The organism is Sphingomonas sp. (assembly GCF_019749955.1).
Classification (GTDB): domain Bacteria; phylum Pseudomonadota; class Alphaproteobacteria; order Sphingomonadales; family Sphingomonadaceae; genus Sphingomonas.
In genome coordinates this window covers 123694-144786 of record NZ_JAIEPC010000008.1, presented here as the reverse complement: position 1 = coordinate 144786, position 21093 = coordinate 123694, and the positions used below count along the sequence as shown (strand labels likewise).

The window sequence follows — 21093 nt, the reverse complement described above, 5'->3', positions numbered from 1 at the left end:
GGAGTCGAGCAACCAACAGCCACATTGGGACGTTGATAGCGAACTGGTTTACCAAGTCCCCCTAATCCCGCAGCAGCTCATTAATGCTCGTCTTCGACCGCGTCTGCGCGTCGACCTGCTTCACGATCACCGCGCAGTACAGCGCGGGCACGCCATTCCCGCCGCCGATCGTCCCCGGCACCACCACCGAATAGGGCGGCACGAAGCCGCGGTGGATTTCGCCGGTCGCGCGGTCGATGATCTTGGTTGAGGCGCCGAGATACACGCCCATCGACAGCACCGCGCCTTCGCCGACGCGCACGCCTTCGGCGACTTCGGCCCGTGCGCCGATGAAGGCGCCGTCCTCGATCACCACCGGCCCGGCCTGCAACGGCTCAAGCACGCCGCCGATCCCCGCGCCGCCCGACAGATGGACATTGCGGCCGATCTGCGCGCAGCTCCCTACCGTCGCCCAGGTGTCGACCATCGTCCCTTCGCCGACATGCGCGCCGATGTTGACGAAGCTCGGCATCAGCACCGCGCCCTTGGCGATATAGGCGCCGCGCCGCACGATGCTGCCCGGTACGGCGCGAAAGCCCGCGCTGCGGAACTCGGCGTCGCCCCAGCCCGCAAATTTCGACGGCACCTTGTCGAACCACGGCCCGTCGCTCGGCCCGCCTGCGATCAGCATATTGTCGTTCAGCCGGAACGACAGCAGCACGGCTTTTTTGAGCCACTGATTGACGCGCCAGCCGCCATGGCTGTCAGGCTCGGCGACGCGCGCGGTGCCGGCGTCGAGCAAGCGGATCGAGTCGACCACGGCATCGCGCACTGCGCCGCGTGTATCGAAATTGATCGTGTCGCGCGCTTCCCACGCGGCGTCGATCGTCGTTTGCAGGGCTTCGGTCATGCTGCCTCCATTATCGCGTGCAACCATGCCGCGAGATCGTGCGTGGTGAAATCGATAAAGTCATTGGCTGGCCCCGGCGGCTGTTCAGAGCCGTTGTTGACCCACACCGTCGTCATGCCGATCGCCTTCGCGGGCGCAAGGTTGCGCGCCATGTCCTCGACGAACAGGCTTTCGCACGGATCGAGATCATAGGCTTCGCACAGCCCGCGATAGACCTGCGGGTCGGGCTTGGGGACGTAATTGGTGGCGTGAATGTCGTGGATCGCCTCGAAGCTATCGGAAAGGCCGAGCCGTTCGAGCACCCGCGTCGCATAGGGCGCGTCGGCATTGGTGAAGATGAGCTTGCGCCCCGGCAGCTGCGCAATCGCGGCGACGAGCGGCGCGTCATGTTCGAGCACGTCCATCTCGAGATCATGGACGAAATCGAGATAATGGTGCGGATCGACGCCGTGATGCGCGATCAGCCCGGCGAGCGTCGTGCCCTTCTCATGGAAGAATTTCTTCTGGAGCGTGCGCGCTTCGGGCCACTCGAGCCCCAGCAGATCGATGATATATTGCGTGATCCGCGCGTCCATCTGCCCGGCGATATTGGTCCGCGCGGGGTAGAGCGTATTGTCGAGATCGAAGATCCAGTTCCGGATCGGGGCCAAGCGCGCGAGCATGGGCGTGGTCCTAAGGGGGACGGGGGATGGGGGCAAGCGGGGGGGGTGAGGGTCGGCAACGCAGCCCGGTCCGTCATTGCTTCGCAACGCTCGCCATAACGCTATCAACTACAGAGCGTAGCCCAACAAATTGGCCTATAAGCTTTCGCCCCAGTTGGATATGCTCGGCCTGCTACCAGCTTGATGGCAGGAGAGGCAATAAGTATGCATCCGAGAACAAGCGCAACGCTGGATCAGCTTAAAGGGGTGGCTTGGTTCGCAAATGTAGGTCGCGTCGATACAGATGCCGCCGATGTTCTACCGGACTGGGTGAGCGCTATAGCCTCGTGTAGCGCTCCCGAGTGGGAGGACCTGTGCCTAGAAGCGGCTAATCAATTCAGAGAGAGATTACAGGAGCGGTGCCCCGGAATACTCGGCGACTGGAACGCCAGGGTCTCAGCCGTCAAACCAACGGTTGAAAGTCTCGTAGATGAAAAAACGGCGGCGGTCATAGCGGAGAACCAGCTACCTCCGGTGTTCGTGAATACGGTAGAATGGGACGTTTTGCACCTCTGCATGGAGGCAGAGTTTGCTGACGTTTACCCTCCCGGATTCTACGCCAGTCAAGCTTACTGGTATGCAGGAGGTCACTTCCCCTGCGGATGGAAGGGTGCTTTTCCCAACGGTGGGCGTCTGGTAATTTTTTAACGTCCGCTTCCTGCGGCTTCCGGTCGTTCGCGTTTGCGGCTGTGGGCGTTCGTCAGGTAAGCGCCCTACTAAGTGCGCGACAGCCACTGGCGCTCCGCCCCGATCTTCCCCATCTTCCGCCCATGACGAAATACTCGCTCCTCGATCTGGTCCCCGTCGTCGAAGGCGGCAGCGTGGCGCAGGCGTTTGCCAACACCGCCGATCTCGCGCGCCATGCCGAGGACCTCGGCTTCACCCGCTACTGGATTGCCGAGCATCACGGCATGCCGGGGATCGCAGGCGGCGCCACCGCCGTCGTGATCGGCCATGTCGCTGCTGCCACGCGCAGCATCCGCGTCGGCGCGGGCGGGATCATGCTGCCCAACCATGCGCCGCTCGTGGTCGCCGAACAATTCGGCACGCTCGACGCGCTGTTTCCGGGGCGGATCGATCTCGGGCTCGGCCGCGCGCCGGGATCGGACCAGCGGGTCGCGCGGGCGCTGCGCCGGGGTCTCGACAGCGATCCCAATGCCTTCCCGCAGGATGTGCTCGAAATCCAGAGCTATTTCGCCGATGACGGCCAGACCGGCATAAGCGCGATGCCGGGTGCGGGGGCGAAGGTCGAGATGTGGATTCTCGGCTCAAGCACGTTCGGCGCGCAACTCGCCGCCGCGCTTGGGCTACCCTATGCCTTCGCCTCGCACTTCGCGCCCGATGCGCTCGATGCGGCTTTGCAAATCTACCGCAGCCAGTTCCGCCCCTCGGCGGCGCTTGCCCGGCCCTATGTCGCCGCCGGGTTCAACGTGTTCGGTGCCGCAACCGATGCCGAGGCCGAGTATCTCGCGAGCTCGCAGGCGCAGGCCTTTGTCGCCCTGCGCACCGGCCAGCCGCGCCAGCTGCCGCCGCCGGTCGCGGGCTACCGCGAGAGCCTGCCCGACAGTGCCGCCGCGATCCTCGGCCACGTGCTGCAATGCTCGGCGACCGGCGGCCCGGCCAAGCTCGCGCGCGGGATCGCGTCGTTCGTCGCGCGCACTGGCGCCGACGAGCTGATCCTGACCAGCTCGATCTTCGACCACGAAGCGCGCAAAGCCAGCCTCAGCTATGCGGCGACGGCGATGCAGGAGGTGCGCGCGGCGGCGTGAGCCGGGGCTTCAGCCAAAGGCGGCCAGAAACGGCTCCTCACCCGATGCGGCGAGCGCTGCCACCCGCGCGGCAAGCGGCCCCCGCACCTGCTGCTTGACCGCGCCAAAGGCGGGCTGCGCGGCCATTGCCGCCGCCACCGAGCAGGCCTGCGTGATCAAATCCTCTGGCACCACCAGCGTATCAGCGATGTCGGCCGCAACCGCTTCGGCGGGGCTCAGCGTCGCGCTGGTCAGCGTCAGCCGCCGCAGCAGCGATGGCGCGAGTTCGGCCGCAATCATCGCGCGCGGCCCCGCCGGAAACGGCACCCCCGCCTTGGCCTCAGTCAGCCCGAGCTTCGCCCCCGCCGCATCCGCCACCAGCCGGTAATCGCCGCCCAGCATCAGCACAAAGCCGCCGCCGAGCGCATGGCCATTGACGGCCACCACCACCGGCACCGGAATCGCCAGCAGTGCCGCGACCATCCGCGTGATCGCACGGACCATTTCGTGCCGCGTCGCGCGGTCATAGCTGCCGAACGCCCGCGTATCGACCCCCGCGCAAAAGGCATTCCCCGCCCCCGTCAGCACCACCCCGCGCGGTCGGTCAGCCGCGGCGGCAACGAACGCCGCCTCCAGCGCCAGGATGGCCTCAAGATCGAGCGCGTTCACCGGCGGGCGATCGATCGTGATCATCCGGCACTCTTCGACTTCGCCCACCGCAATCGCCATCGCCCTCACCCCGCCACCGGCAGCTTCAGTCGCACCAGCAACCCGCCCAGATCCTCGCTCTCGTCGAGCTCGACCCCGCCTTCGTAAATCTCCGCCACGTCGCGCACGATCGCCAGACCCAGCCCGGTCCCCGGCTTCCCCGTATCGAGCCGCGCGCCGCGATCGAACAGCCGCTGGCGGTCGGCCTCGGCGATGCCCGGCCCGTCGTCCTCGACCAGAAATTCAACGAAGGTCCCCACCGGCTTGACGGTCACAAACACGCTGCCGCCGCCATATTTGGCGGCATTCTCGATCAGGTTGCCGAGCATTTCGTCGAGGTCCTGCCGCTCGACATGGACCTGCAAATCCTTCGGGCCATCGGCATCGAAGCGGACATGCGGGTAGAGCCGCCCGACCGCGCGCTCGACCGATTCGAGGCTCGGCCACACGGCCGCGCGGCTATGCGCATGGCCGCGCCGCCCGACCGCCCTTGCCCGCGCAAGGTGGTGATCGACCTGGCGCCGCATCGTCGTTGCTTCGCGGATCACTGTCGGCGCCAGATCATCGGCGTGCGCGGTCGCGGCGTTCATGATGACGGTCAGCGGGGTCTTGAGCGCATGCGCCAGATTGCCGGCATGGCGGCGCGCTTCCTCGGCCTGGCGCTCGTTGTGCGCGATCAATGCATTGAGTTCGTCGACCAGCGGCATCACTTCGACCGGCATCGGCGCCTCGATCTGGCGCGCCGCGCCACTGCGCATCCGGGCGATTTCCTCACGCACCTTGCGCAGAGGGCGCAGCCCGTAGAAGGTCTGCAACCCCGCCATGATGATCAGGCCCAGCGCGAGCAGTGCAAAGCTGATCGCGAGAATCTGGCGCAGCGCTGAAATCTGCGCGTCGAGCGTGTCGCGATTGCCCGCGATCTTGAACCGCCACCGCACCGGCGATCCGGGCAGCTTCACGTCGCGCTCGACGATCCGCAGCTTCTCCTCGCCGAATTGACGGCTGTCATAGAGATGGACCTCGCGATCATTATGATCCTGGCCGTACGCCAGCCGCCGGTCCCATAGCGACCGCGACGGAAAATCCTCGCGCCCCTTGGCGCTGACTTGCCAGTAAAGCCCCGAATAGGGTTCGAGAAAGCGCTGGTCGGCGGGCTCGCGGTTGAAAATGACTTCGCCGTCAGGGCCGATCTGCGCCGACAGGATCAGCGTCTTGAGCACATATTCGAGCTGATCATCAAAATTGCGCGTGATCGCACCCGTCAGCACGCGGTCGAGCGCGAAAGCACCGCCCGCCAGCAGCACCGAAATCCACAATGTCGCAATCAGGATCATCCGGCGGCTGAGCGATCCGGTCGCGCGGCGTGGGGGGGCGGCAGACTCGGTCGCGGGCGGCGCAGAAACGGTTACCGCGTCCATGACATGCCTTTACCCTCTCCCCGTTCGTGCTGAGCTTGTCGAAGCACCGTCCTTCTTTTCGGAACGCCGGAAAAAGAAGAACAGCCGTTGGGCTCCGCCCGCCTTCGGCCCGACAAGCTCAGGGCGAACGCTTGTGGTCATTGGAGCATCTCAGCCATTCGGTTCTTCGAGGCTGTAGCCAAGCCCGCGGATCGTGGTGATCACATCCTGCCCCAGCTTCTTGCGGATGCGGGTCACGAACACTTCGATCGTGTTCGAATCGCGATCGAAATCCTGGTCATAGATATGCTCGATCAGCTCGGTACGGCTGACGACCTTGCCCTTGTGGTGGAGCAGATAGCTCAGCAGCTTATATTCCTGCGCGGTCAGCTTCACCGGCTCGCCGGCCTTGGTCACCTTGCCGCTGCGGGTGTCGAGCCGGACATCGCCCGCCGTCAGTTCGGACGAGGCATTGCCCGAGGCGCGGCGGATCAAAGCCCGCAGCCGCGCGATCAGTTCCTCCGACTGGAACGGCTTGGCGACATAATCATCGGCACCCGCGTCGAGCCCGGCGACCTTGTCCGACCAGCTATCGCGCGCGGTGAGCACGAGCACGGGCATCACCCGCCCCTCGCGCCGCCAGCGATCGAGCACGGTCAGCCCGTCGATCTCGGGCAGGCCAAGGTCGAGCACGACCGCGTCATAGGCTTCGGTGCTCCCCAGGAAATGCCCTTCCTCGCCATCGGTGGCGAGATCGATCGCATAGCCCGCGCCTTCGAGCGTGTTCTTGAGCTGCTGGCCCAGGCTGGGTTCGTCCTCGACGATCAGAACGCGCATGCTGTCATCCCCGTTTTTGCGGCGTTCAATTGCCGCTGCGGCCGACGACTTGCCCCGAATGCCCGTCAACCTCGACCCAGATGACATTCCCATTGCGCAGGAACTTCAGCGTGTAAATCCCGCTCCCCGAATCGAAGTCGAAGCCGAGATATTGCGCGTCGCGCATCGTCGGCACGACGCGATGCTCGATGTCGCGGATCGACAACAGCTTGCCCGTTCGCATCGCTTCGAAAACATCACGGCTCTCGCCCCGGCGCTGCGCCTCTGCAGGCGCGGCGGCCAGCAGGCCCGCGAGCACGAACAGGGGGGCAAAAAGGGCGACGCGAAACATCATGGTGCAGCTTGCATAGGATCGGCCCATTGAATAGCCAATGAATGGTATCGACAGCATCGGCTCAGGAAAAGCATCATGAAGCTCCTCGTCGCCGTACTCATGCTGGCCGCGCCGGTAGCTGCCCCTGCGGCTGAGCCAATTGGCTATCGGCTGTCGATCACCGCCGCTGATCCGCAGCCGGCGGTGACCGTGACGCTGACGATGCGCGGCGATGCCGACGGAATTACCGACCTCGATCTGCCCAACACATGGGCAGGCAGCGATACGCTGTGGCGGAACATCGGCGGCTGGCGCGTCACCGGCGGCACGATCGTCGATACCGACAAGCCCGAGGTCAAGCGTGTGCGGCACAAGCCCGGCGCGCTGCTGACGATCCGGTACCGCGTCACCGATCCCGATCCGCTGCCGCCTGGCGCCGATTTTCACAAGGCGCTGCCGTGGATCGAGCGCGACTGGGTGACGCTGCACGGCGAGGGGGTGATCGTGATTCCCACCGGCGGCGAGAACCGCCCCGCGCGCTTTCGCTGGGGCGCCGCGCCCAAGGGCTGGCGGGTGGCGAGCGATCTCGACACGCCGCCGCCCACGCTCACCGCGAACCAGGTGGCGCAAGGCATTTTCACCGGCGGCCGTGAACTGCGACTGGTCGAGCGGCGGGTGGGCAGTACGCCGCTGCGCTTCGCCTTGCTCGGGCAATGGGGTTTCACCGACGATCAGCTCGTCGATCACACCCGAAAAGTGATCGAAACCGAAAATGCGATGCTGGGCGCGCCCGCGATTCCCTTTCTGGTAACGCTCACGCCGCTTATCCAGTCGAAGCCGACCTCGCTGTCCTATGGCGGCACTGGCCGCACCGCCGGCTTCGCGCTGACGGGCACCCCCAACATGCCATTTCGCAATCTGCCCCGGCTGCTGGGGCATGAATATGCGCATCGCTGGTTCAACAGTAGCGGCAGCGACGAGGCGAACAGCTATTGGCTGACCGAAGGCTTCAACGACTGGTTCAGCGCGCAGGCGATGCTGCGCACCGGCGATTGGGACGCCGCGCGCTGGGCGCAGCAGTTCAACGCCGTGCTCAAGCGCCACGCGACCTCCTCAGCGCTCGCGCTGACGCCGCAGCAGCGCTTCGAGCGGTTCTGGACCGACGACGCGGCGCAGCAATTTCCCTATGACGAAGGGCAACTGACCGCGACGATCCTCGACGCGCAGCTCCGTGCCGCTGGCAAGCCGGGGCTGCTGCCGATCATCGCCGAGATCAACCGCAGCGGCGGTCTCGGCGACCGACCGCGTGCCGAAGCTGCGATCGAGCGCGCGCTGCCCGGTGGCCTCGTCCGCGTGGCGGCGATGCTGACGCGCGAGGGCCTCGCCACCCTGCCCGCCGATCTGCTGCCGTGCGGGACAATGCGGGTTGACGGCGGCGTGCCGCAGTTCATCCTTGCCCCCGGCCCCTGCACCGCGCTTGCTGGACCGCCGCCAGCCCCCTAAGCGCGCTCCTCATGGCAGCACCAATTCTCGCATATGAAAATCTCGGCCTTGTTCAGGGATCGGGCTGGCTGTTTCGCGGACTCGACATTCATGTGGGGCCACGCGACCGGCTCGCGCTCATTGGCCGCAATGGCGCGGGCAAGACGACGCTGTTGAAGCTCATCGCCGGCGCGATCGACTGCGACGAGGGGCGGCGCACGATCGTGCCGGGGACCAAGGTGATCCTGCTCGAACAGGACCCCAGCGTCGCGGGCCACGAGACCTTGCGCGATTTCGTCATGGCGGGCGACGATGCCCCGCTCGGCTATGAAGCCGATGCGATTGCCGACCAGCTCGGCATCGACCTCGACCGCGAGGCCGCGAGCGCATCGGGCGGCGAGCGGCGGCGCGCGGCGATCGTGCGCGCGCTGGCGCAGGGCCCGGATGTGCTGCTGCTCGACGAGCCGACCAACCATCTCGACATCGCCGCGATCGAATGGCTCGAAAACTGGCTCGCGCGCTACAATGGCGCGTTCATCGTCATCAGCCACGACCGCACGTTCCTGACGCGGCTGACCAAGCAGACCTTGTGGCTCGATCGCGGCGCGATCCGCCGCGCCGAAGTCGGCTTTGGCGGGTTCGAGGCGTGGACGGAGCAAGTCTATGCCGAGGAAGAACGCAATGCCGAGCGGCTCGACGCCAAGCTCAAGATCGAGGAACATTGGCTGCTGCGCGGCGTCACCGGGCGGCGGCGGCGCAACCAGGGGCGGCTCTCGAAGCTCAAGGAAATGCGCGCCGAACGCGCGTCGATGCTCGGGCCGCAGGGGGCGGCGAACCTCGCGATCGCCAGCGACGACGCCAAGACCAAGGTCGTGATCGACGCCAAGCATATCTCCAAGGCGTATGGCGACCGCACGATCATCCGCGACTTGTCGCTGCGGGTGACGCGCGGCGACCGGATCGGGATCGTCGGGCGGAACGGCGCGGGCAAGACGACGCTGATCCGCCTGCTCACCGGCGAACTCGCGCCCGACAGCGGCACGATCCGGCTGGCGAAGACGCTCGACGGCGTGGTGATCGACCAGCAGCGCAAGCTGATGGCGCCGGAGAAAACGATCCGCGACGTGCTGGCGGACGGCGGCGACTGGATCGAAGTGCTTGGGCAAAAGAAGCACGTCGTCGGCTACCTGAAAGAGTTCCTCTTCGACGGCAATATGGTCGACGCCAAGATCGGCACGCTCTCGGGCGGCGAGCGGTCGCGGCTGCTGCTCGCGCGCGAATTTGCGCGACCGTCGAACCTGCTCGTGCTCGACGAGCCGACCAATGACCTCGATCTCGAAACGCTCGATCTGCTCCAGGAAGTGATCGGCGATTATGGCGGCACTGTGCTGATCGTCAGCCACGACCGCGATTTCCTCGACCGCACGGTGACGGTGACTTTGGGGCTCGACGGGTCGGGGACGGTCGATGTCGTCGCGGGCGGCTATGCCGATTGGGAAGCCAAACGCCAGCGGCCGGGCGCGAAGAAGATCGCCAAGGCGGCGGCCCCTGCTCCTGCACCGCCGCCACCGCCGAAGGTGCGGCTGACCTACAAGGACCAGCGCGACTACGAGCAACTGCCCAAGCGGATCGAGGCTTTAGATGCGGCGATTGCGCGGGACGAAGCGGCGCTAGCGGACCCGGGGCTGTACACGAAGGACTTCGCGCGGTTTCAGATGCTGACGAAGGCGGTCGATGCGGCGCGGGCGGAGAAGGAAGCGGCGGAACTGCGCTGGCTGGAACTGGCGGAGATGGTGGAGGGGTAGGGGGCTTGAGGGGTTGAGCACCGCTAGGTCGTGAACTTACAGACCGAACGGCGGCTTTCGCCCAGTTGCTGCCGTTCGTTCACGGTCGTAGCGCGCCCTATGGCAGACGCGCGAGAGATCATCTTGACCGGCATCCACATCACAAGTCGAAGACCGTTCGACGGCTTCTAACCAGAAAGTTTCCCTCGTAATTCTGTCATCTCGTCGGCATATAGACTTGCCTATAGACGATCGGTTTAGAGAAGAGTGGACTGATGATGGTGGTATCCGCCACCAAGTCCTGACCAACACTGCGATATGTTACGGTCCGTTCGATTCCATATGTTACGGTCCGTGCGCTTTCATCACGGAAAGTTAGAGAGACGGAGTCGTCATTCGCTTTGGCCGACACGTCGAAAACAAACCCTTCCACGAGCTTCCACTTGATGGGTGCTTCGCCTATCCAAACGACGATAGGTGCTTTGGCATCGTACGCAACCCCCACTCGACTTCCTGCAGTCGAAATTCTAAGTCTACTTACCGCGACGGACTTGCGGAGCCTCTGGCGAAGGCCAGGGTGCTTGGCGTCGGGAAGGTCGGCGGTAGCGCTGTCGATCACTTTAAAGGCGTTGTCGCTCCGTTCATCGTCCAGAACATAGATGCCTGAAACCACAACTTGAACTGGACTCGCGATACCTGAGCTAGAGCTCAAGATCGCAGCGCCTATCGCCGCCGACAAAGTCCAATGACGCATCACCTACTCCTCAAAATTCCGATGCTCGCCGGGACGGGTATAGTGCCGATCCGGCTTAGCGCATAGGTGATACCTTGGTTGCCGGATCGACGTTCTTCTTCCTGTTTGTAGACGCACGGACTGTCGGGGGGCTGGTCGTATCAGAGGGCCAAGCCTCGCGGCTGCTACCTCGATCTGCAAACTCGAAACCGGATCAGCGTTCTCCACCAATTCGTGCCATTCGCGTAGCGAGCCATCGGCCCTATCACACCCCATCGTCACCCCGGCCTTGTGCCGGGGCCCACCGAGCCGCAGGCGGTGTCGCTGGTGGGGACGTGGGCCCCGGCACAAGGCCGGGGTGACGGTTGGGGGGAGCTATGCGCTCCAGCCTCACCCCCCAGGCCAGCGCCGCCGCGATGTTCGCCTTGGTCCCGCCCGCCTGATAGGCGACCCAGCCATAGGCATCGACCACCGCCGGGTTGAGCGGCGCCAGCTCATGGGCCACCGCCGCCTTGTCGCGCTTGCCGCTCGCTTCGAGTGCTTCGACCGGGCGCAGCCGCGTTTTCGCTTGACATTTACAACCAATTGGGTTATAAGTGTGCCCGTCATTCCAACCGTATCCGGCCGGTGCGCAAGTGGAATGATGGCTGCGATCGGCAGGGCTAAACCCCGACCGATCAATCGACCGGCGCGGAGCCATCCGTGGAAAGAAGACGGATTTTCCGCAACTGGGCGGTGAGGGAGACCAGGCTAAATGCACGCGAAGCAGCGGTGGCGGGATTCGTCCCATCACCGGTGTGGATGCCACTTTAACCGGTGTCGGAGCCGGAGCGTGCCCCTTCATCGTCGACTTGCCAAGCCTTGACGCTTGCAAATTGAGACTACCCAAAGTCGTCAAGCCCCGGATGCCCGTGGCAGGACGCGCCGGTCGATCGCCTCCCTCGTTTCCCGCGAGCGCGCATCCACGCGCCCGCGCGCTTTGGCGTGTCTGCGGGCTTGGGCTCTGAGTGGGTGGATGCGGGATGGCGGAGTTTGCGTGGTTTTTTGAAAGTCTGCTTGCCGGTTCATGCTGGAGTCCCGATGGGTAACTCAACGCCTGCCGCTTCAAGCAATTTGAACTTTCGTAATCCGACGGGCCCGTTTCAGTTCGGTCGTCGCGAGGGCATCTGCCAGCGACAGGACAAAGTCAGCAATCGGCAAATTGAAAAACACCGCAGTAACAACGCCGTGCGCAAGCGTGCCGGACGAAATTGCCTTGTCTTGGATGAGTCGGTGAGGGATGTTGCGCCCGGGGATCAAGTTTGAGGTGAATTCTCGTGACCGATAGCACAGCCGCGACGTTTGCGGTGCCCGTGACGCCCGATCAGCCGCAGCGCGCGCCTGCGGCGTCGGCCGAGCGGATTGTAAGCCTCGACTTCATTCGTGGTATCGCAGTTCTTGGCATTCTGTTCGCCAATATCGTCGCCTTCGGCCAGCCCGAAATCGCCTATCTCTGGCCACCAGCGCTCGGCGCAGGCGCGACGCGCCTCGACGAGACGTTCTGGCTGTTTCAGTTCGTCTTCATTGATGAAAAGTTCCGTGTTCTCTTTGTGCTGTTGTTCGGGGCGGGTCTTTACCTTTTCACGGAACGCGCCTGGGCGCGCGGCGACGGGCGCGGCTTGCAGGCCCGGCGGCTCCTTATCCTGCTGTTATTCGGGCTAATGCATTATTTTCTGATCTGGATCGGCGACATCCTGTCGCTTTACGCGGTCTGGGGGCTCGTCGCGCTGAGCACGATGAAGTGGAAGGCGAAAACGCAGCTGAGAGTCGGGATCGCCATCATCGTGATCAAGTCGCTGGGGATGACCGCGCTGGCGACGATGAGTTACACCGCTGCCAATGTGTCGGCGGCGGCAGAAACCACGTCGGCGGCGGCCCGCGCGCAGATCGCGCAGGTCGAAACCGAAGCCCTCGCCGAGGCGCGAAAGGAAACCGTCGTCTATCAGGGGTCCTACGCGGCTATCCTGGCCGACCGGCTTTCGGAGGCGGGAAAATTCCTGAGGGCAGGCCTGCTGACCGGGGGGGCCGAGACGTTCTGCCTGGTCCTCATTGGAATGGCATTGTACCGCCTTGGCCTGTTTTCTGGCGCCGTCGAGGCCACGCGCCTTAGACGGTGGGGCTGGAGCTTGCTGATACCCGGGTTGTTGCTCGCGGCTGTCGCCGGATACTGGCCGTGGGCGACGGGCTTCGGCCTGACCAAGACCATTCTGGTCTTCAGCAGCCTCGGCAAATTGCCGCATCTGTTGACCGCATTCGGCCTGCTGTTCCTGCTGGTGGTCTGGGCACCTAATGCGGCGCAGACTCCGCTAGGCCAGCGGTTCGCCGCCGCCGGGCGGATGGCATTCTCGAACTATCTCGGCACGTCGCTGCTGATGATGCCCATATTTCATGGCTGGGGGCTGGGCCTGTATGGAGAGCTCAACCGGATCGAGTTGTTCGGCGTCGTGCTGTGCGTTTGGGCGCTGATGCTGGGATGGTCGAAGCCGTGGCTCGCCCGGTTCCGCTACGGTCCGCTCGAATGGCTTTGGCGTTGCCTGACCTATGGAAAGCGCTTTCCATTCCGACGCGCAGAAGCGGACTAGCTTTCGTCAGCGTCGATTTGGCGTGTCTGCGGGTTTCGGCTCGAAAGTATGAATCAGGATCGACCACAATTGGTGGAACCATCCTTCAGGTCCATGCCGCTTCGATCCTGTGACCGAAGGATGAAACATGATCTGGAAAGGAGGAGCCGCTAAGCTCGCAGCGACTCCGGGAGCGCGATCAATGTCCAAAGCCACCATTTTTGTCGCGCTGGCGCTCGCATTGGCTTTGCTCGTCTATCGCTGCACAACGCCTGCGGCGACCCTTCGTTGCCGGATCGTCATCGAAGTTGACACCCCCGGCGGCCTCAAGATTGGTTCGTCGGTGATGGAACTGGTTCTCAAACGACCATTTATCGTGCCTATGCCGGGTGGAAACGGGAGCGAAAGTGGTGGTGGGTTCCAACTGTTCGGCGAAGCGCCGTTCGTGAATCTTGGCAACCAAGTGCTGTTCATGAAATACTCCTCTAAAGACAGTCGGCCCGAGGCCGAATACGTCATCACCGATGGCCTAAAAATGTTCGCCCGACGACGCGCCACGGCTGAAGACAGCAACGAAGCGGTCTTTCGTGAACTCAATCGAACCAAGCCGCTGGGGGAGGTCGCGCCGACCGACTTTCCGGTGTTTGCGACATTTGCAGACGTGACGAACCCGCACTCGGACACTGAGTTTCAGGCAAAATCCTTTCAGGAGCACCTCGGTAAGGGCTACGCCATCAAGCGGATCACCGTCCAAGTAGTCGGCAAGGATGTGCCGCTGACCAGCGCACTGACGGCACGCTTCCCAGCCTTGGCGAACAAAGAAACCCGGCTCTCGCTTTCACGAAAGTAGGCGTGAAGACTAAACGGGCGGCAACTACCGCTTCGGCGGCGGCGCAGCCCGTGTCCGCCCGCGACGTTCGCCCTTGCGGTCCTGCCGCCGCGACTTGGCGATGGCGGCGGTCACGCGGCGCTTGCCTTCCGCCGTCTCGCTGAACTTGGGCTCGTCGAGCGGCATCAGGTCGCCCTGTCGCTCCTCGAACCCCAGCAGCGCGAGGCTTTCGACGAAGTGATGCGGCAGCTCGGCGCCGACGTCGATCTGCCCGCCATCGGGGTGATCGATCCGCAGCCGCCGCGCGTGCAAATGCATCTTGCGGCTGACGCCCCCGGTCAGGAATGCCGCTTGCCCGCCATATTTGCCGTCGCCGACGATCGGGTGGCCGATCGCCGCCATGTGCACGCGCAGCTGATGCGTGCGCCCGGTGAAGGGTTGCAGCTCGACCCAGGCGGCGCGGTTGCCCGCGCGCTCGATCACGCGGTAGCGGGTGCGCGCGGCGGCGCCCTCGGCTTCGTCGACGTGCATCTTCTCGCCGCCGGTGCCGGGTTGCTTGGCGATGGGGAGTTCGATCATCCCGTCGTGGATGTGCGGCACGCCGACGACGAGTGCCCAATAGACTTTGCGCGCGGTGCGGCTGGAGAAGCTCTTGGCGAAGAACCCCGCCGCGCGGGCATTGCGCGCGACCAGCAGCACGCCCGACGTATCCTTGTCGAGCCGGTGGACGAGCTTCGGGCGCCCTTCGCTTTCGAACTGCACCCCGTCGAGCAGCGCATCGACATGCTCGGTGGTCTTGGTCCCCCCTTGCGTCGCGAGGCCCGGCGGCTTGTTGAGCACGATTGCCTGCGCATCCTTGTGGATCACCATTTCCTGGATGAAGGCGGCCTGATCATCGCTGATCGGCGCGCGTTCGCGCTTCTGCGGCGCATCGGTGCGCACCGGCTCGGCGGGGGGCAGGCGGAGCACTTGCCCCGCCACCAGCCGGTCGCCCGGCGTCGCGCGCGCGCCGTCGATGCGCAGCTGCCCGGTGCGTGCCCATTTGGCGACGGTGGTAAAGCTCGTGTCCTCCAGATGCCGCTTGAACCAGCGATCGAGCCGGATGCCGTCATCCTCGGCCGAAACGGTGAATTGCCGCACGTCGCTCATGCGATGGCCCTCACGGCGCTTAGGCCGATGAAGAGTGCGACGACCGAGCCGATCACCGACGCCAGCGCATAGCCGATCGCGGCGAGCATCGCGCCGCGCTCGGCCATTGTCACCAGCTCCAGCGAGAATGCGGAAAAAGTCGTGAAACCGCCCAGCACACCGACGCCGAGCAACAGCCGTGCAGGCTCACCCGCCAACCCCTTGGCGATAACCCCGGCCAGCAATCCCATCGCCAGCGCGCCCACGATATTCACCGCCAGCGTCCCCCAAGGGTAACGCGCACCGGCGAACGACAGCCCGACAAGGTAGCGCGCCCCCGCGCCCAACGCGCCGCCTGCCATCACGAGGAAAAGATTGACCATGCCCGCGCCTAGCGCGAACCGCGCGCTATGGGAACTCTAGCGCCCGTTATTGGCGACCAGATCGACCTGCGTCCCACCCGACACCTTGGTCACGAACACCGCATAGGCATCATTGCCGCGCGATCCCGCCAGCACATGCCCTTCGGCGTCGGCCTGATGGTCGGCCGAATAGCCGCCATTGGTCGCGCGCGTGTAGTAGAAATCGATCACGCTTTGCACCGGCGCGCGGCTGGTGAAGCTGACGATGCGAAGCGCACAGCCATTATCGGCATTGCCCGCCGCTTCCACCACATGCGCGTCAGGATAAAGCGGCATATCGGCGGGCAGCCGCAGCGACCAGCGCGTCGAATAGCTGACATTGGCGGCACAAGCCGCCGTGCGCCGATCAGCCTGACGCGACGCAAGGCCGCCGAGCGTCATCGACTCGCGCTGCGCCTTGCAATTGGGGCAATCGGTCTTGGCGGCAGGCGCGGTCTTGGTCGCTTCGCTCACCCGCACATCACCCGCAACCGGCGCGCCTTCCGCAGTCGGCACCGGCGCGGCATAGGGCTGGCTTGGCGGGCGGATCGCGTCGCGGTTGCTTTGGCTGGCGAGATTGGGATCGACCATGATCTGGTCGTGCAGCGCGCTCGTCAGCGCCGGGTCGCGGGCGTTGGCTTGCGCATTGCCGTCATTCAGCTCGGCGTCGAGCGCGTCGAGACTATTGTCGGTGGCGCCACCGCACGCGGCAAGCGGCAACATCAGGGCGATCATCGCCACAGTCGCGGCGCGCAAAGGGGAACGGATCGACATAGACGCCGTTTATGCCGCAAGACGGTTAAAGAAGCGTGGCATTGGCGTTGGTGCATTATCATTGCAACACACTTGCGTATCGGCTAGAGGGAGGCGATGCTCAACATTGTCTCGATCCTCATTGGCCTGATCGCGCTGCCGATCGCGCTGATCGGCTTCATCCCGCTGCTGGGCGCGCTCAACTGGCTGTCGATTCCGATCGCAATCGTCGGCGCGGTCGTCGGCATGTTTTCGCGCCACCCATCGGGGCGCAACTTCAACATCTTCGTGATTATCGTCGGCTGCGTGCGGCTCTGGCTGGGCTTCGGCATTCTCTGAACGCGACGCGGGCCCGGCATTGCTGCCGAGCCCTCTCGCAAGCGACGCTCCGCAGGTTAGCGGCAGCGCTTGTTGGCGGTCAGCGTGCGGTCGACCGCGCGCCCCGCAAATGCGCCGCCCACGGCACCCAGCGCGGTGCCGAGCAGCCCACCATTGTCGACCGAATTGCCGACCACGGCACCGCCGACGCCACCGACGATCAGCCCGGTGGTGCCGTCCGAATGGCGGCAATAGGTGCGGCCACCCCGGCGATAGGTATAGGCGCGATGCTTCTTCTCCTTCGCTTCGGCCTTGGTTGGAAAGCTCATCGCGGCGGGCGGCACGATCAGCCCGGCGGCAGCGATCACCATCAATAGATTACGCATTGCAAGCTCCTGCTTCAGGTTGAGAACGGGGCCATAACGCGCAATTTATGCGGGCAGTTTCATGAACCTGAAACAACAAGGCGCCATTTAGGTCGCACCGAAGCAACGCATCGCCGCAAGGCGGGTGCCGATTCGCTCCACGATATCCACATTATCCACAGGCGCGCCGCGCGTGATTGCGCTTGGTGCGACTCGGATTCGGTGACACCATTCATTTGTAGGCAGCGGGTCGGACAGGCGGGAAACCACTGAAAGAGCAGCAGCTTAGGTCGGGAAAACCGGCGCAGGTGGCTTTTGGCAAACCGCGCAAGGATCCAGGCGGGAAGTCGATCGGACTGAAGGAGGAGCAACGTCGCTTGCGACGGGGCGAATCGGGAAAGGAAGAACCGGCGTCCAAGGCATGAGGGAAGCGCTTCGGTGCGGAAAACATGCCGATCGTTCACGGCTGACCAACCGGCGGATGAGGGAAAGGGCGCAAGCCTTGGAAGACATCTCCGGCCGATCGAACGGGAGCGGTCACGTGCGGCCTAACGCCCCCCGCGGTGGGGCCGTGCATGCCGCCGAAACCAGGTGGCGCGAGCAAGCGGCGAAAGCCATGGAAGTCGCGGTGCCGAAGTCCGGCGACAGGGGGCTGGCAGCAATGCCGGCCCCCATTTTATTGCGCGGCGTTTGCGCGCGCCGTGGCGGCTGCGGCCGCATCTCTCTCCCCCCCTTGATTAAGCGTCTGGCGCACGCGGCGCCGCCGCACCACTGTAATGAGTCGATGCGCCGTCCCCGATTGATGCTAGGCTCGCGCCGATAAGGGGGATCGGATGCATGGATGACGTAACCACGGCGCGCAGCGGCCGGCCCGGTCCCTATCGCGGGATCGGCGGCGAAATGCTGCGCTGGCTGTGCATCGCTTTTCTGCGGCTCGGCGGCTGGAAGGTACGTGGTGATTGGCCGCCGCTGGCCAAGGCGGTGCTGGTCGCCGCACCCCACACCTCGAACTGGGACGGGCTCAATATGCTCGCCGCCGCCGGCTATTTCCGGGTGAGCCTGCGCTGGATGGGCAAGAAGAGCCTCACCACCGGGCCGTTCGGGCGGGTGATCCTGTGGCTCGGCTGCGTGCCGATCGACCGCGCGGCGAGCAACGATGTCGTGCGGGTGATGGCCGACGCCTTTGCCGCCGCCGACCGCATGATCCTCGCCATCCCGCCCGAAGGCACCCGCAGCCTGACGCGCGAATGGAAGACCGGCTTCTACCACATCGCCTGTCAGGCGCAGGTGCCGATCATCCTGACCGTGCTCGACTATGGCACCCGCACGATCCGCATCGCGGGCGTCTTCCACCCGACCGGCGATTATGCCGCCGATATCGAGGCGATCCGCGCGCCGTATCGCGATGCGGTGGGCAAGGTGCGCGGGGCGTTTGCGACGGGCGAGTGACGGAAAGCGGGCGAATACCAATTCCGTTCGTCACCCCGGCCTTGTGCCGGGGCCCACCGCGCAGAGCGCGAGACGGCTTCAGGGGGACGTGGGCGGACGTGCCGCAAGCGCCAGTTCGGCAATTGTCGGGCTCAGATTGTGGATCGTTTCGCCCGTTGATCCGTGGGCCCCGGCACAAGGCCGGGGTGACGCGTAGCGGAAGGTGGGGCGCACCCTACAGCAAAAAAATGCCCTCGATCACCGTCACGCAGCTCCCGCCCAACACCACCCGGTCGCCATCGAGCCGACACGTCAGTCGCCCGCCGCGCTTCGATGCCTGATACGCGGTGAAGCTGTCGCGCCCCAACCGGTCGGCCCAATAGGGCGTCAGCACGGCGTGCGCCGACCCGGTCACCGGGTCTTCGGGGATGTCGTAGAAGGGCGTGAAAACCCGGCTGATCACGTCGCTGTCATCGCCCGGCGCGGTGACGATCGCGACCAGCGGACCAAGCTTTGCGAGCGCGCCGAGATCGGGCTTCAATCCCTGCACCACCGCCGCGCGATCGACCACGATCAGCGGATAACCGGACTCATGCCAGAGCGTCGAAAACTCCCCCTCGATCCCGAGTGCCGCGACAATCTCCGGCAAAGGCTTGGGCACCGGCACCCATGCCGGCAAGCCGAGTTCGTACCCCGCGCCCGCCCGCGCCACCGACAGCATCCCCGCCTTGCGCGTGCGGAACGTCACCCGCTCCAGCGCCGGATCACCCTCCAGCAGATAATGCCCGCTCGCCAGCGTCGCATGGCCGCACAGCACCACTTCGGCAGCAGGCGTAAACCAGCGCAGCTCATAATCCGCCGCGCCGGTCGCATCCTTCACCAGAAACGCGGTCTCGCTCAGGTTATTCTCCAGCGCGATGGCTTGCAGCACAGCGTCGTCGAGCCAAGCATCGAGCGGCATCACTGCTGCCGGATTGCCGGTGAAAGGCCGGTCGGCAAAGGCATCGATCTGAACAAATGGCAGACGTATCATGCGGGACTTCCCTTCAGCTTGGCGATTTCGTCCGCCTCAACCAGCGGGTTGCCGGGATGATCGACTTGCCCCTCGGGATCAATGTGGATGAGGATTTCGGTGCCGGGAAATTCCGCCGCTAGCCGCCGCTCGATATCCTCGACCACATCATGCGCCTCGGCCACTGTCATGCTCGGGTCCATCCACATATGGAATTGCACGAAATCGGTCGCCCCGCTGGTGCGCGTGCGCAGATCGTGCAGCCCTTTGAGTTCGGGGTGGCGGCTGGCGATTTCGACAAAGCGGCGGCGCTTCGGCTCGGGCCATTCCTTGTCCATCAGCTGGTTGATCGCCTCGCTCGATCCGCGCCACGCACCCCACAGCAACCAGATCGCGATGCCGATGCCGAACAGCGCATCGGCACCCTTCAGCCCCAATTGCTGTTCCATCACCAGCGCAACCACGACGGCGGCATTGATCACCAGATCGGACTGATAATGCATATGGTCGGTCCTGATCGCGACCGATCCGGTGCGCGCGATGACGTGGCGCTGATAGGCAATCAGCATCGCCGTCGCGACCATCGCTACCACCGACGCGCCGATGCCAAAGCCGATGTCCTCAATCGGCTGCGCGCCGGCCAATTGCCCGATCGCCCGCCAGCAAATCGCAAAGGCCGACGCAGCGATCAGCGCGACCTGCACCAGCGCCACCAGCGCCTCCGCCTTGCCGTGGCCAAAGCGGTGGTCGTGATCGGCGGGCTGTGCCGCCAGCCGCACGCCGAACAAGGTCATCAGCGAGGCGACCAGATCAAGGCCACTATCGGCGAGCGACGCCAGCATCGCTACCGACCCGGTATGGAACGCGGCGAACCCCTTCACCCCCAACAGCAGCGTGGCAGTGGCCACGCTCGCGATCGCCGCGCGCTGGGTGATCGTCCCCATCTCGGCAGCGAGCGTCGCGCGATCATCATGATGGTTGCCGATGGTCACGGATACAACAGCCCCTCGGTCCAGCTATCGCCGTCGCGCGTGAACAGCCGCCGCTCATGCAGCCGGTGCTCGCGATCCTGCCAGAATTCGATTGCCGTGGGCGTCACGCGATAGCCCGACCAATGCGGCGGGCGCGGCACGTCGCCGCCCTCGAACCGCGCCTGCATGTCGGCAAAACGCGCCTCAAAAGTCGTGCGGCTATCGAGCGGCCGCGACTGGTCGCTCGCCCAGGCGCCGAGCCGCGAATCCCGGCTGCGCGTCGCGAAATAGGCATCAGCCTCGGCCTCGCTCACCGTCGACACCGGCCCTTCGATGCGGATCTGGCGCCGCAGCGATTTCCAGTGAAACAGCAATGCAGCCTGCGGATTGGCGGCCAGATCGGCGGCCTTGCGGCCTTCCTGATTGGTATAGAACACAAAGCCGTCGGGCCCATGCCCCTTCAGCAGCACCATGCGCAGCCCCAGCCGCCCGTGCGCGTCGCTGGTCGCGAGCGCCATCGCATTCGAATCGTTGATCTCGCTGGCGCGCGCTTCGGCGTACCAGGCATCGAACAGGGCAAAGGGATCGGTCATGCCGCGCGCTCTAGCGGCTTGGCAGGCGTGCGTCACCCTCGGCGCAGGGCCAGGGTCGGGGTCAGGGTGCACCCCCAAGAATTTGCCCGCAGCATTTGCGCTT

At 64.9% G+C, this 21093-nt stretch carries 23 protein-coding genes; 8 read left to right on the top strand and 15 right to left on the bottom strand.

The annotated features are described in order from the left end of the window. Nucleotides 1-61: 61 nt before the first annotated feature. Both dapD and K2W81_RS01790 read right to left on the bottom strand, forming a co-directional pair. Nucleotides 62-889, bottom strand: coding sequence for a 2,3,4,5-tetrahydropyridine-2,6-dicarboxylate N-succinyltransferase (gene dapD, locus K2W81_RS01795; RefSeq protein ID WP_294100762.1), 828 nt, complete (start codon nt 887-889; stop codon nt 62-64). Beyond that, entirely contained in the window at nt 886-1551 is a 666-nt protein-coding gene (locus K2W81_RS01790) for a pyrimidine 5'-nucleotidase (protein WP_294100760.1), read from the bottom strand. Before K2W81_RS01790 ends, dapD begins: the two co-directional genes overlap by 4 nt. Before the next feature lie 183 nt (nt 1552-1734). Between K2W81_RS01790 and K2W81_RS01785 the strand changes: the two genes are divergently transcribed. Both K2W81_RS01785 and K2W81_RS01780 read left to right on the top strand, forming a co-directional pair. Then, on the top strand, nt 1735-2238 hold the full coding sequence (locus tag K2W81_RS01785) for a hypothetical protein (RefSeq protein ID WP_294100759.1): 504 nt from the start codon (nt 1735-1737) through the stop codon (nt 2236-2238). 122 nt (nt 2239-2360) lie between these two features. Continuing rightward, the gene (locus tag K2W81_RS01780; RefSeq protein WP_294100758.1) at nt 2361-3359 is read left to right on the top strand and encodes an LLM class flavin-dependent oxidoreductase; all 999 of its coding nucleotides are present in this window, start codon (nt 2361-2363) and stop codon (nt 3357-3359) included. A gap of 9 nt (nt 3360-3368) precedes the next feature. Here the strand turns inward: K2W81_RS01780 and K2W81_RS01775 are convergent, their stop codons facing one another. The 4 genes from K2W81_RS01775 to K2W81_RS01760 form a co-directional block, all read right to left on the bottom strand. Next, nucleotides 3369-4067 (bottom strand): enoyl-CoA hydratase/isomerase family protein, encoded by a 699-nt coding sequence (locus K2W81_RS01775; protein ID WP_294100756.1) that lies wholly within the window; start codon nt 4065-4067, stop codon nt 3369-3371. Between the two features lie 5 nt (nt 4068-4072). Next, the gene (locus K2W81_RS01770) at nt 4073-5464 is read right to left on the bottom strand and encodes a HAMP domain-containing sensor histidine kinase (protein WP_294100754.1); all 1392 of its coding nucleotides are present in this window, start codon (nt 5462-5464) and stop codon (nt 4073-4075) included. A gap of 150 nt (nt 5465-5614) precedes the next feature. Further along, nucleotides 5615-6280 carry a response regulator transcription factor gene (locus tag K2W81_RS01765; RefSeq protein ID WP_294100753.1) on the bottom strand — a complete coding sequence of 222 codons (666 nt, stop codon included), beginning with the start codon at nt 6278-6280 and terminating at the stop codon, nt 5615-5617. Nucleotides 6281-6305: 25 nt separating this feature from the next. Next, nucleotides 6306-6614, bottom strand: a complete 309-nt coding sequence (locus K2W81_RS01760) for a hypothetical protein (RefSeq protein ID WP_294100752.1) — start codon at nt 6612-6614, stop codon at nt 6306-6308. 75 nt (nt 6615-6689) lie between these two features. Between K2W81_RS01760 and K2W81_RS01755 the strand changes: the two genes are divergently transcribed. Continuing rightward, nucleotides 6690-8096: a hypothetical protein gene (locus K2W81_RS01755; RefSeq protein WP_294100751.1), complete on the top strand. Its 1407-nt coding sequence runs from the start codon at nt 6690-6692 to the stop codon at nt 8094-8096. An 11-nt stretch (nt 8097-8107) separates the two neighbouring features. Then, nucleotides 8108-9880: an ATP-binding cassette domain-containing protein gene (locus tag K2W81_RS01750; RefSeq protein WP_294100750.1), complete on the top strand. Its 1773-nt coding sequence runs from the start codon at nt 8108-8110 to the stop codon at nt 9878-9880. A gap of 196 nt (nt 9881-10076) precedes the next feature. Here the strand turns inward: K2W81_RS01750 and K2W81_RS01745 are convergent, their stop codons facing one another. Together K2W81_RS01745 and K2W81_RS01740 are read right to left on the bottom strand one after the other, a co-directional pair. Further along, a complete protein-coding gene (locus tag K2W81_RS01745; RefSeq protein ID WP_294100749.1) occupies nt 10077-10613 on the bottom strand; it encodes a hypothetical protein in 537 nt (178 codons plus the stop codon). A 244-nt stretch (nt 10614-10857) separates the two neighbouring features. Next, nucleotides 10858-11097, bottom strand: coding sequence for a hypothetical protein (locus K2W81_RS01740; protein ID WP_294100748.1), 240 nt, complete (start codon nt 11095-11097; stop codon nt 10858-10860). A gap of 847 nt (nt 11098-11944) precedes the next feature. Here K2W81_RS01740 and K2W81_RS01735 point away from each other — a divergent pair. Both K2W81_RS01735 and K2W81_RS01730 read left to right on the top strand, forming a co-directional pair. Next, a complete protein-coding gene (locus K2W81_RS01735; RefSeq protein WP_294100747.1) occupies nt 11945-13213 on the top strand; it encodes a DUF418 domain-containing protein in 1269 nt (422 codons plus the stop codon). A 181-nt stretch (nt 13214-13394) separates the two neighbouring features. Further along, entirely contained in the window at nt 13395-14042 is a 648-nt protein-coding gene (locus K2W81_RS01730) for a hypothetical protein (protein ID WP_294100746.1), read from the top strand. Nucleotides 14043-14066: 24 nt separating this feature from the next. Here the strand turns inward: K2W81_RS01730 and K2W81_RS01725 are convergent, their stop codons facing one another. From K2W81_RS01725 to K2W81_RS01715, 3 genes are read right to left on the bottom strand one after another with little or no spacing between them, the layout of a single operon-like run. Next, nucleotides 14067-15170, bottom strand: coding sequence for an RluA family pseudouridine synthase (locus K2W81_RS01725; protein ID WP_294100745.1), 1104 nt, complete (start codon nt 15168-15170; stop codon nt 14067-14069). After that, nucleotides 15167-15532: a fluoride efflux transporter CrcB gene (gene crcB, locus K2W81_RS01720; RefSeq protein WP_294100744.1), complete on the bottom strand. Its 366-nt coding sequence runs from the start codon at nt 15530-15532 to the stop codon at nt 15167-15169. The genes K2W81_RS01725 and crcB overlap by 4 nt, the downstream gene beginning before the upstream one ends. Nucleotides 15533-15568: 36 nt before the next feature. Continuing rightward, a complete protein-coding gene (locus tag K2W81_RS01715) occupies nt 15569-16324 on the bottom strand; it encodes a hypothetical protein (RefSeq protein ID WP_294100743.1) in 756 nt (251 codons plus the stop codon). 96 nt (nt 16325-16420) lie between these two features. On the opposite strand from K2W81_RS01715, the gene K2W81_RS01710 reads away from it, so the two are divergent. Next, nucleotides 16421-16642, top strand: coding sequence for a hypothetical protein (locus K2W81_RS01710; protein WP_294100742.1), 222 nt, complete (start codon nt 16421-16423; stop codon nt 16640-16642). Between the two features lie 56 nt (nt 16643-16698). On the opposite strand, the gene K2W81_RS01705 is transcribed toward K2W81_RS01710, so the two are convergent. Then, nucleotides 16699-17007, bottom strand: coding sequence for a glycine zipper 2TM domain-containing protein (locus K2W81_RS01705; RefSeq protein ID WP_294100741.1), 309 nt, complete (start codon nt 17005-17007; stop codon nt 16699-16701). 816 nt (nt 17008-17823) lie between these two features. Here K2W81_RS01705 and K2W81_RS01700 point away from each other — a divergent pair. After that, a complete protein-coding gene (locus tag K2W81_RS01700) occupies nt 17824-18435 on the top strand; it encodes a 1-acyl-sn-glycerol-3-phosphate acyltransferase (protein WP_294100740.1) in 612 nt (203 codons plus the stop codon). 214 nt (nt 18436-18649) lie between these two features. On the opposite strand, the gene K2W81_RS01695 is transcribed toward K2W81_RS01700, so the two are convergent. Genes K2W81_RS01695 through pdxH form a run of 3 tightly spaced genes read right to left on the bottom strand, consistent with a single transcriptional unit; the run spans nt 18650 to nt 20990 of the window. Beyond that, the gene (locus K2W81_RS01695; protein WP_294100739.1) at nt 18650-19447 is read right to left on the bottom strand and encodes a PhzF family phenazine biosynthesis protein; all 798 of its coding nucleotides are present in this window, start codon (nt 19445-19447) and stop codon (nt 18650-18652) included. Further along, a complete protein-coding gene (locus tag K2W81_RS01690; RefSeq protein ID WP_294100868.1) occupies nt 19444-20370 on the bottom strand; it encodes a cation diffusion facilitator family transporter in 927 nt (308 codons plus the stop codon). The genes K2W81_RS01695 and K2W81_RS01690 overlap by 4 nt, the downstream gene beginning before the upstream one ends. A gap of 44 nt (nt 20371-20414) precedes the next feature. Beyond that, the gene (gene pdxH, locus K2W81_RS01685; protein WP_294100736.1) at nt 20415-20990 is read right to left on the bottom strand and encodes a pyridoxamine 5'-phosphate oxidase; all 576 of its coding nucleotides are present in this window, start codon (nt 20988-20990) and stop codon (nt 20415-20417) included. Between the last annotated feature and the right edge of the window lie 103 nt (nt 20991-21093).

Excerpts from the sequence above, each read along its gene's own strand:
- dapD (WP_294100762.1), bottom strand. The coding sequence starts at position 889 with ATGACCGAAGCCCTGCAAACGACGATCGACGCCGCGTGGGAAGCGCGC.
- K2W81_RS01790 (WP_294100760.1), bottom strand. The coding sequence starts at position 1,551 with ATGCTCGCGCGCTTGGCCCCGATCCGGAACTGGATCTTCGATCTCGAC.
- K2W81_RS01785 (WP_294100759.1), top strand. The coding sequence starts at position 1,735 with ATGGCAGGAGAGGCAATAAGTATGCATCCGAGAACAAGCGCAACGCTG.
- K2W81_RS01780 (WP_294100758.1), top strand. The coding sequence starts at position 2,361 with ATGACGAAATACTCGCTCCTCGATCTGGTCCCCGTCGTCGAAGGCGGC.
- K2W81_RS01775 (WP_294100756.1), bottom strand. The coding sequence starts at position 4,067 with ATGGCGATTGCGGTGGGCGAAGTCGAAGAGTGCCGGATGATCACGATC.
- K2W81_RS01770 (WP_294100754.1), bottom strand. The coding sequence starts at position 5,464 with ATGGACGCGGTAACCGTTTCTGCGCCGCCCGCGACCGAGTCTGCCGCC.
- K2W81_RS01765 (WP_294100753.1), bottom strand. The coding sequence starts at position 6,280 with ATGCGCGTTCTGATCGTCGAGGACGAACCCAGCCTGGGCCAGCAGCTC.
- K2W81_RS01760 (WP_294100752.1), bottom strand. The coding sequence starts at position 6,614 with ATGATGTTTCGCGTCGCCCTTTTTGCCCCCCTGTTCGTGCTCGCGGGC.
- K2W81_RS01755 (WP_294100751.1), top strand. The coding sequence starts at position 6,690 with ATGAAGCTCCTCGTCGCCGTACTCATGCTGGCCGCGCCGGTAGCTGCC.
- K2W81_RS01750 (WP_294100750.1), top strand. The coding sequence starts at position 8,108 with ATGGCAGCACCAATTCTCGCATATGAAAATCTCGGCCTTGTTCAGGGA.
- K2W81_RS01745 (WP_294100749.1), bottom strand. The coding sequence starts at position 10,613 with ATGCGTCATTGGACTTTGTCGGCGGCGATAGGCGCTGCGATCTTGAGC.
- K2W81_RS01730 (WP_294100746.1), top strand. The coding sequence starts at position 13,395 with ATGTCCAAAGCCACCATTTTTGTCGCGCTGGCGCTCGCATTGGCTTTG.
- K2W81_RS01725 (WP_294100745.1), bottom strand. The coding sequence starts at position 15,170 with ATGAGCGACGTGCGGCAATTCACCGTTTCGGCCGAGGATGACGGCATC.
- crcB (WP_294100744.1), bottom strand. The coding sequence starts at position 15,532 with ATGGTCAATCTTTTCCTCGTGATGGCAGGCGGCGCGTTGGGCGCGGGG.
- K2W81_RS01715 (WP_294100743.1), bottom strand. The coding sequence starts at position 16,324 with ATGTCGATCCGTTCCCCTTTGCGCGCCGCGACTGTGGCGATGATCGCC.
- K2W81_RS01710 (WP_294100742.1), top strand. The coding sequence starts at position 16,421 with ATGCTCAACATTGTCTCGATCCTCATTGGCCTGATCGCGCTGCCGATC.
- K2W81_RS01705 (WP_294100741.1), bottom strand. The coding sequence starts at position 17,007 with ATGCGTAATCTATTGATGGTGATCGCTGCCGCCGGGCTGATCGTGCCG.
- K2W81_RS01700 (WP_294100740.1), top strand. The coding sequence starts at position 17,824 with ATGGATGACGTAACCACGGCGCGCAGCGGCCGGCCCGGTCCCTATCGC.
- K2W81_RS01695 (WP_294100739.1), bottom strand. The coding sequence starts at position 19,447 with ATGATACGTCTGCCATTTGTTCAGATCGATGCCTTTGCCGACCGGCCT.
- K2W81_RS01690 (WP_294100868.1), bottom strand. The coding sequence starts at position 20,370 with ATGGGGACGATCACCCAGCGCGCGGCGATCGCGAGCGTGGCCACTGCC.
- pdxH (WP_294100736.1), bottom strand. The coding sequence starts at position 20,990 with ATGACCGATCCCTTTGCCCTGTTCGATGCCTGGTACGCCGAAGCGCGC.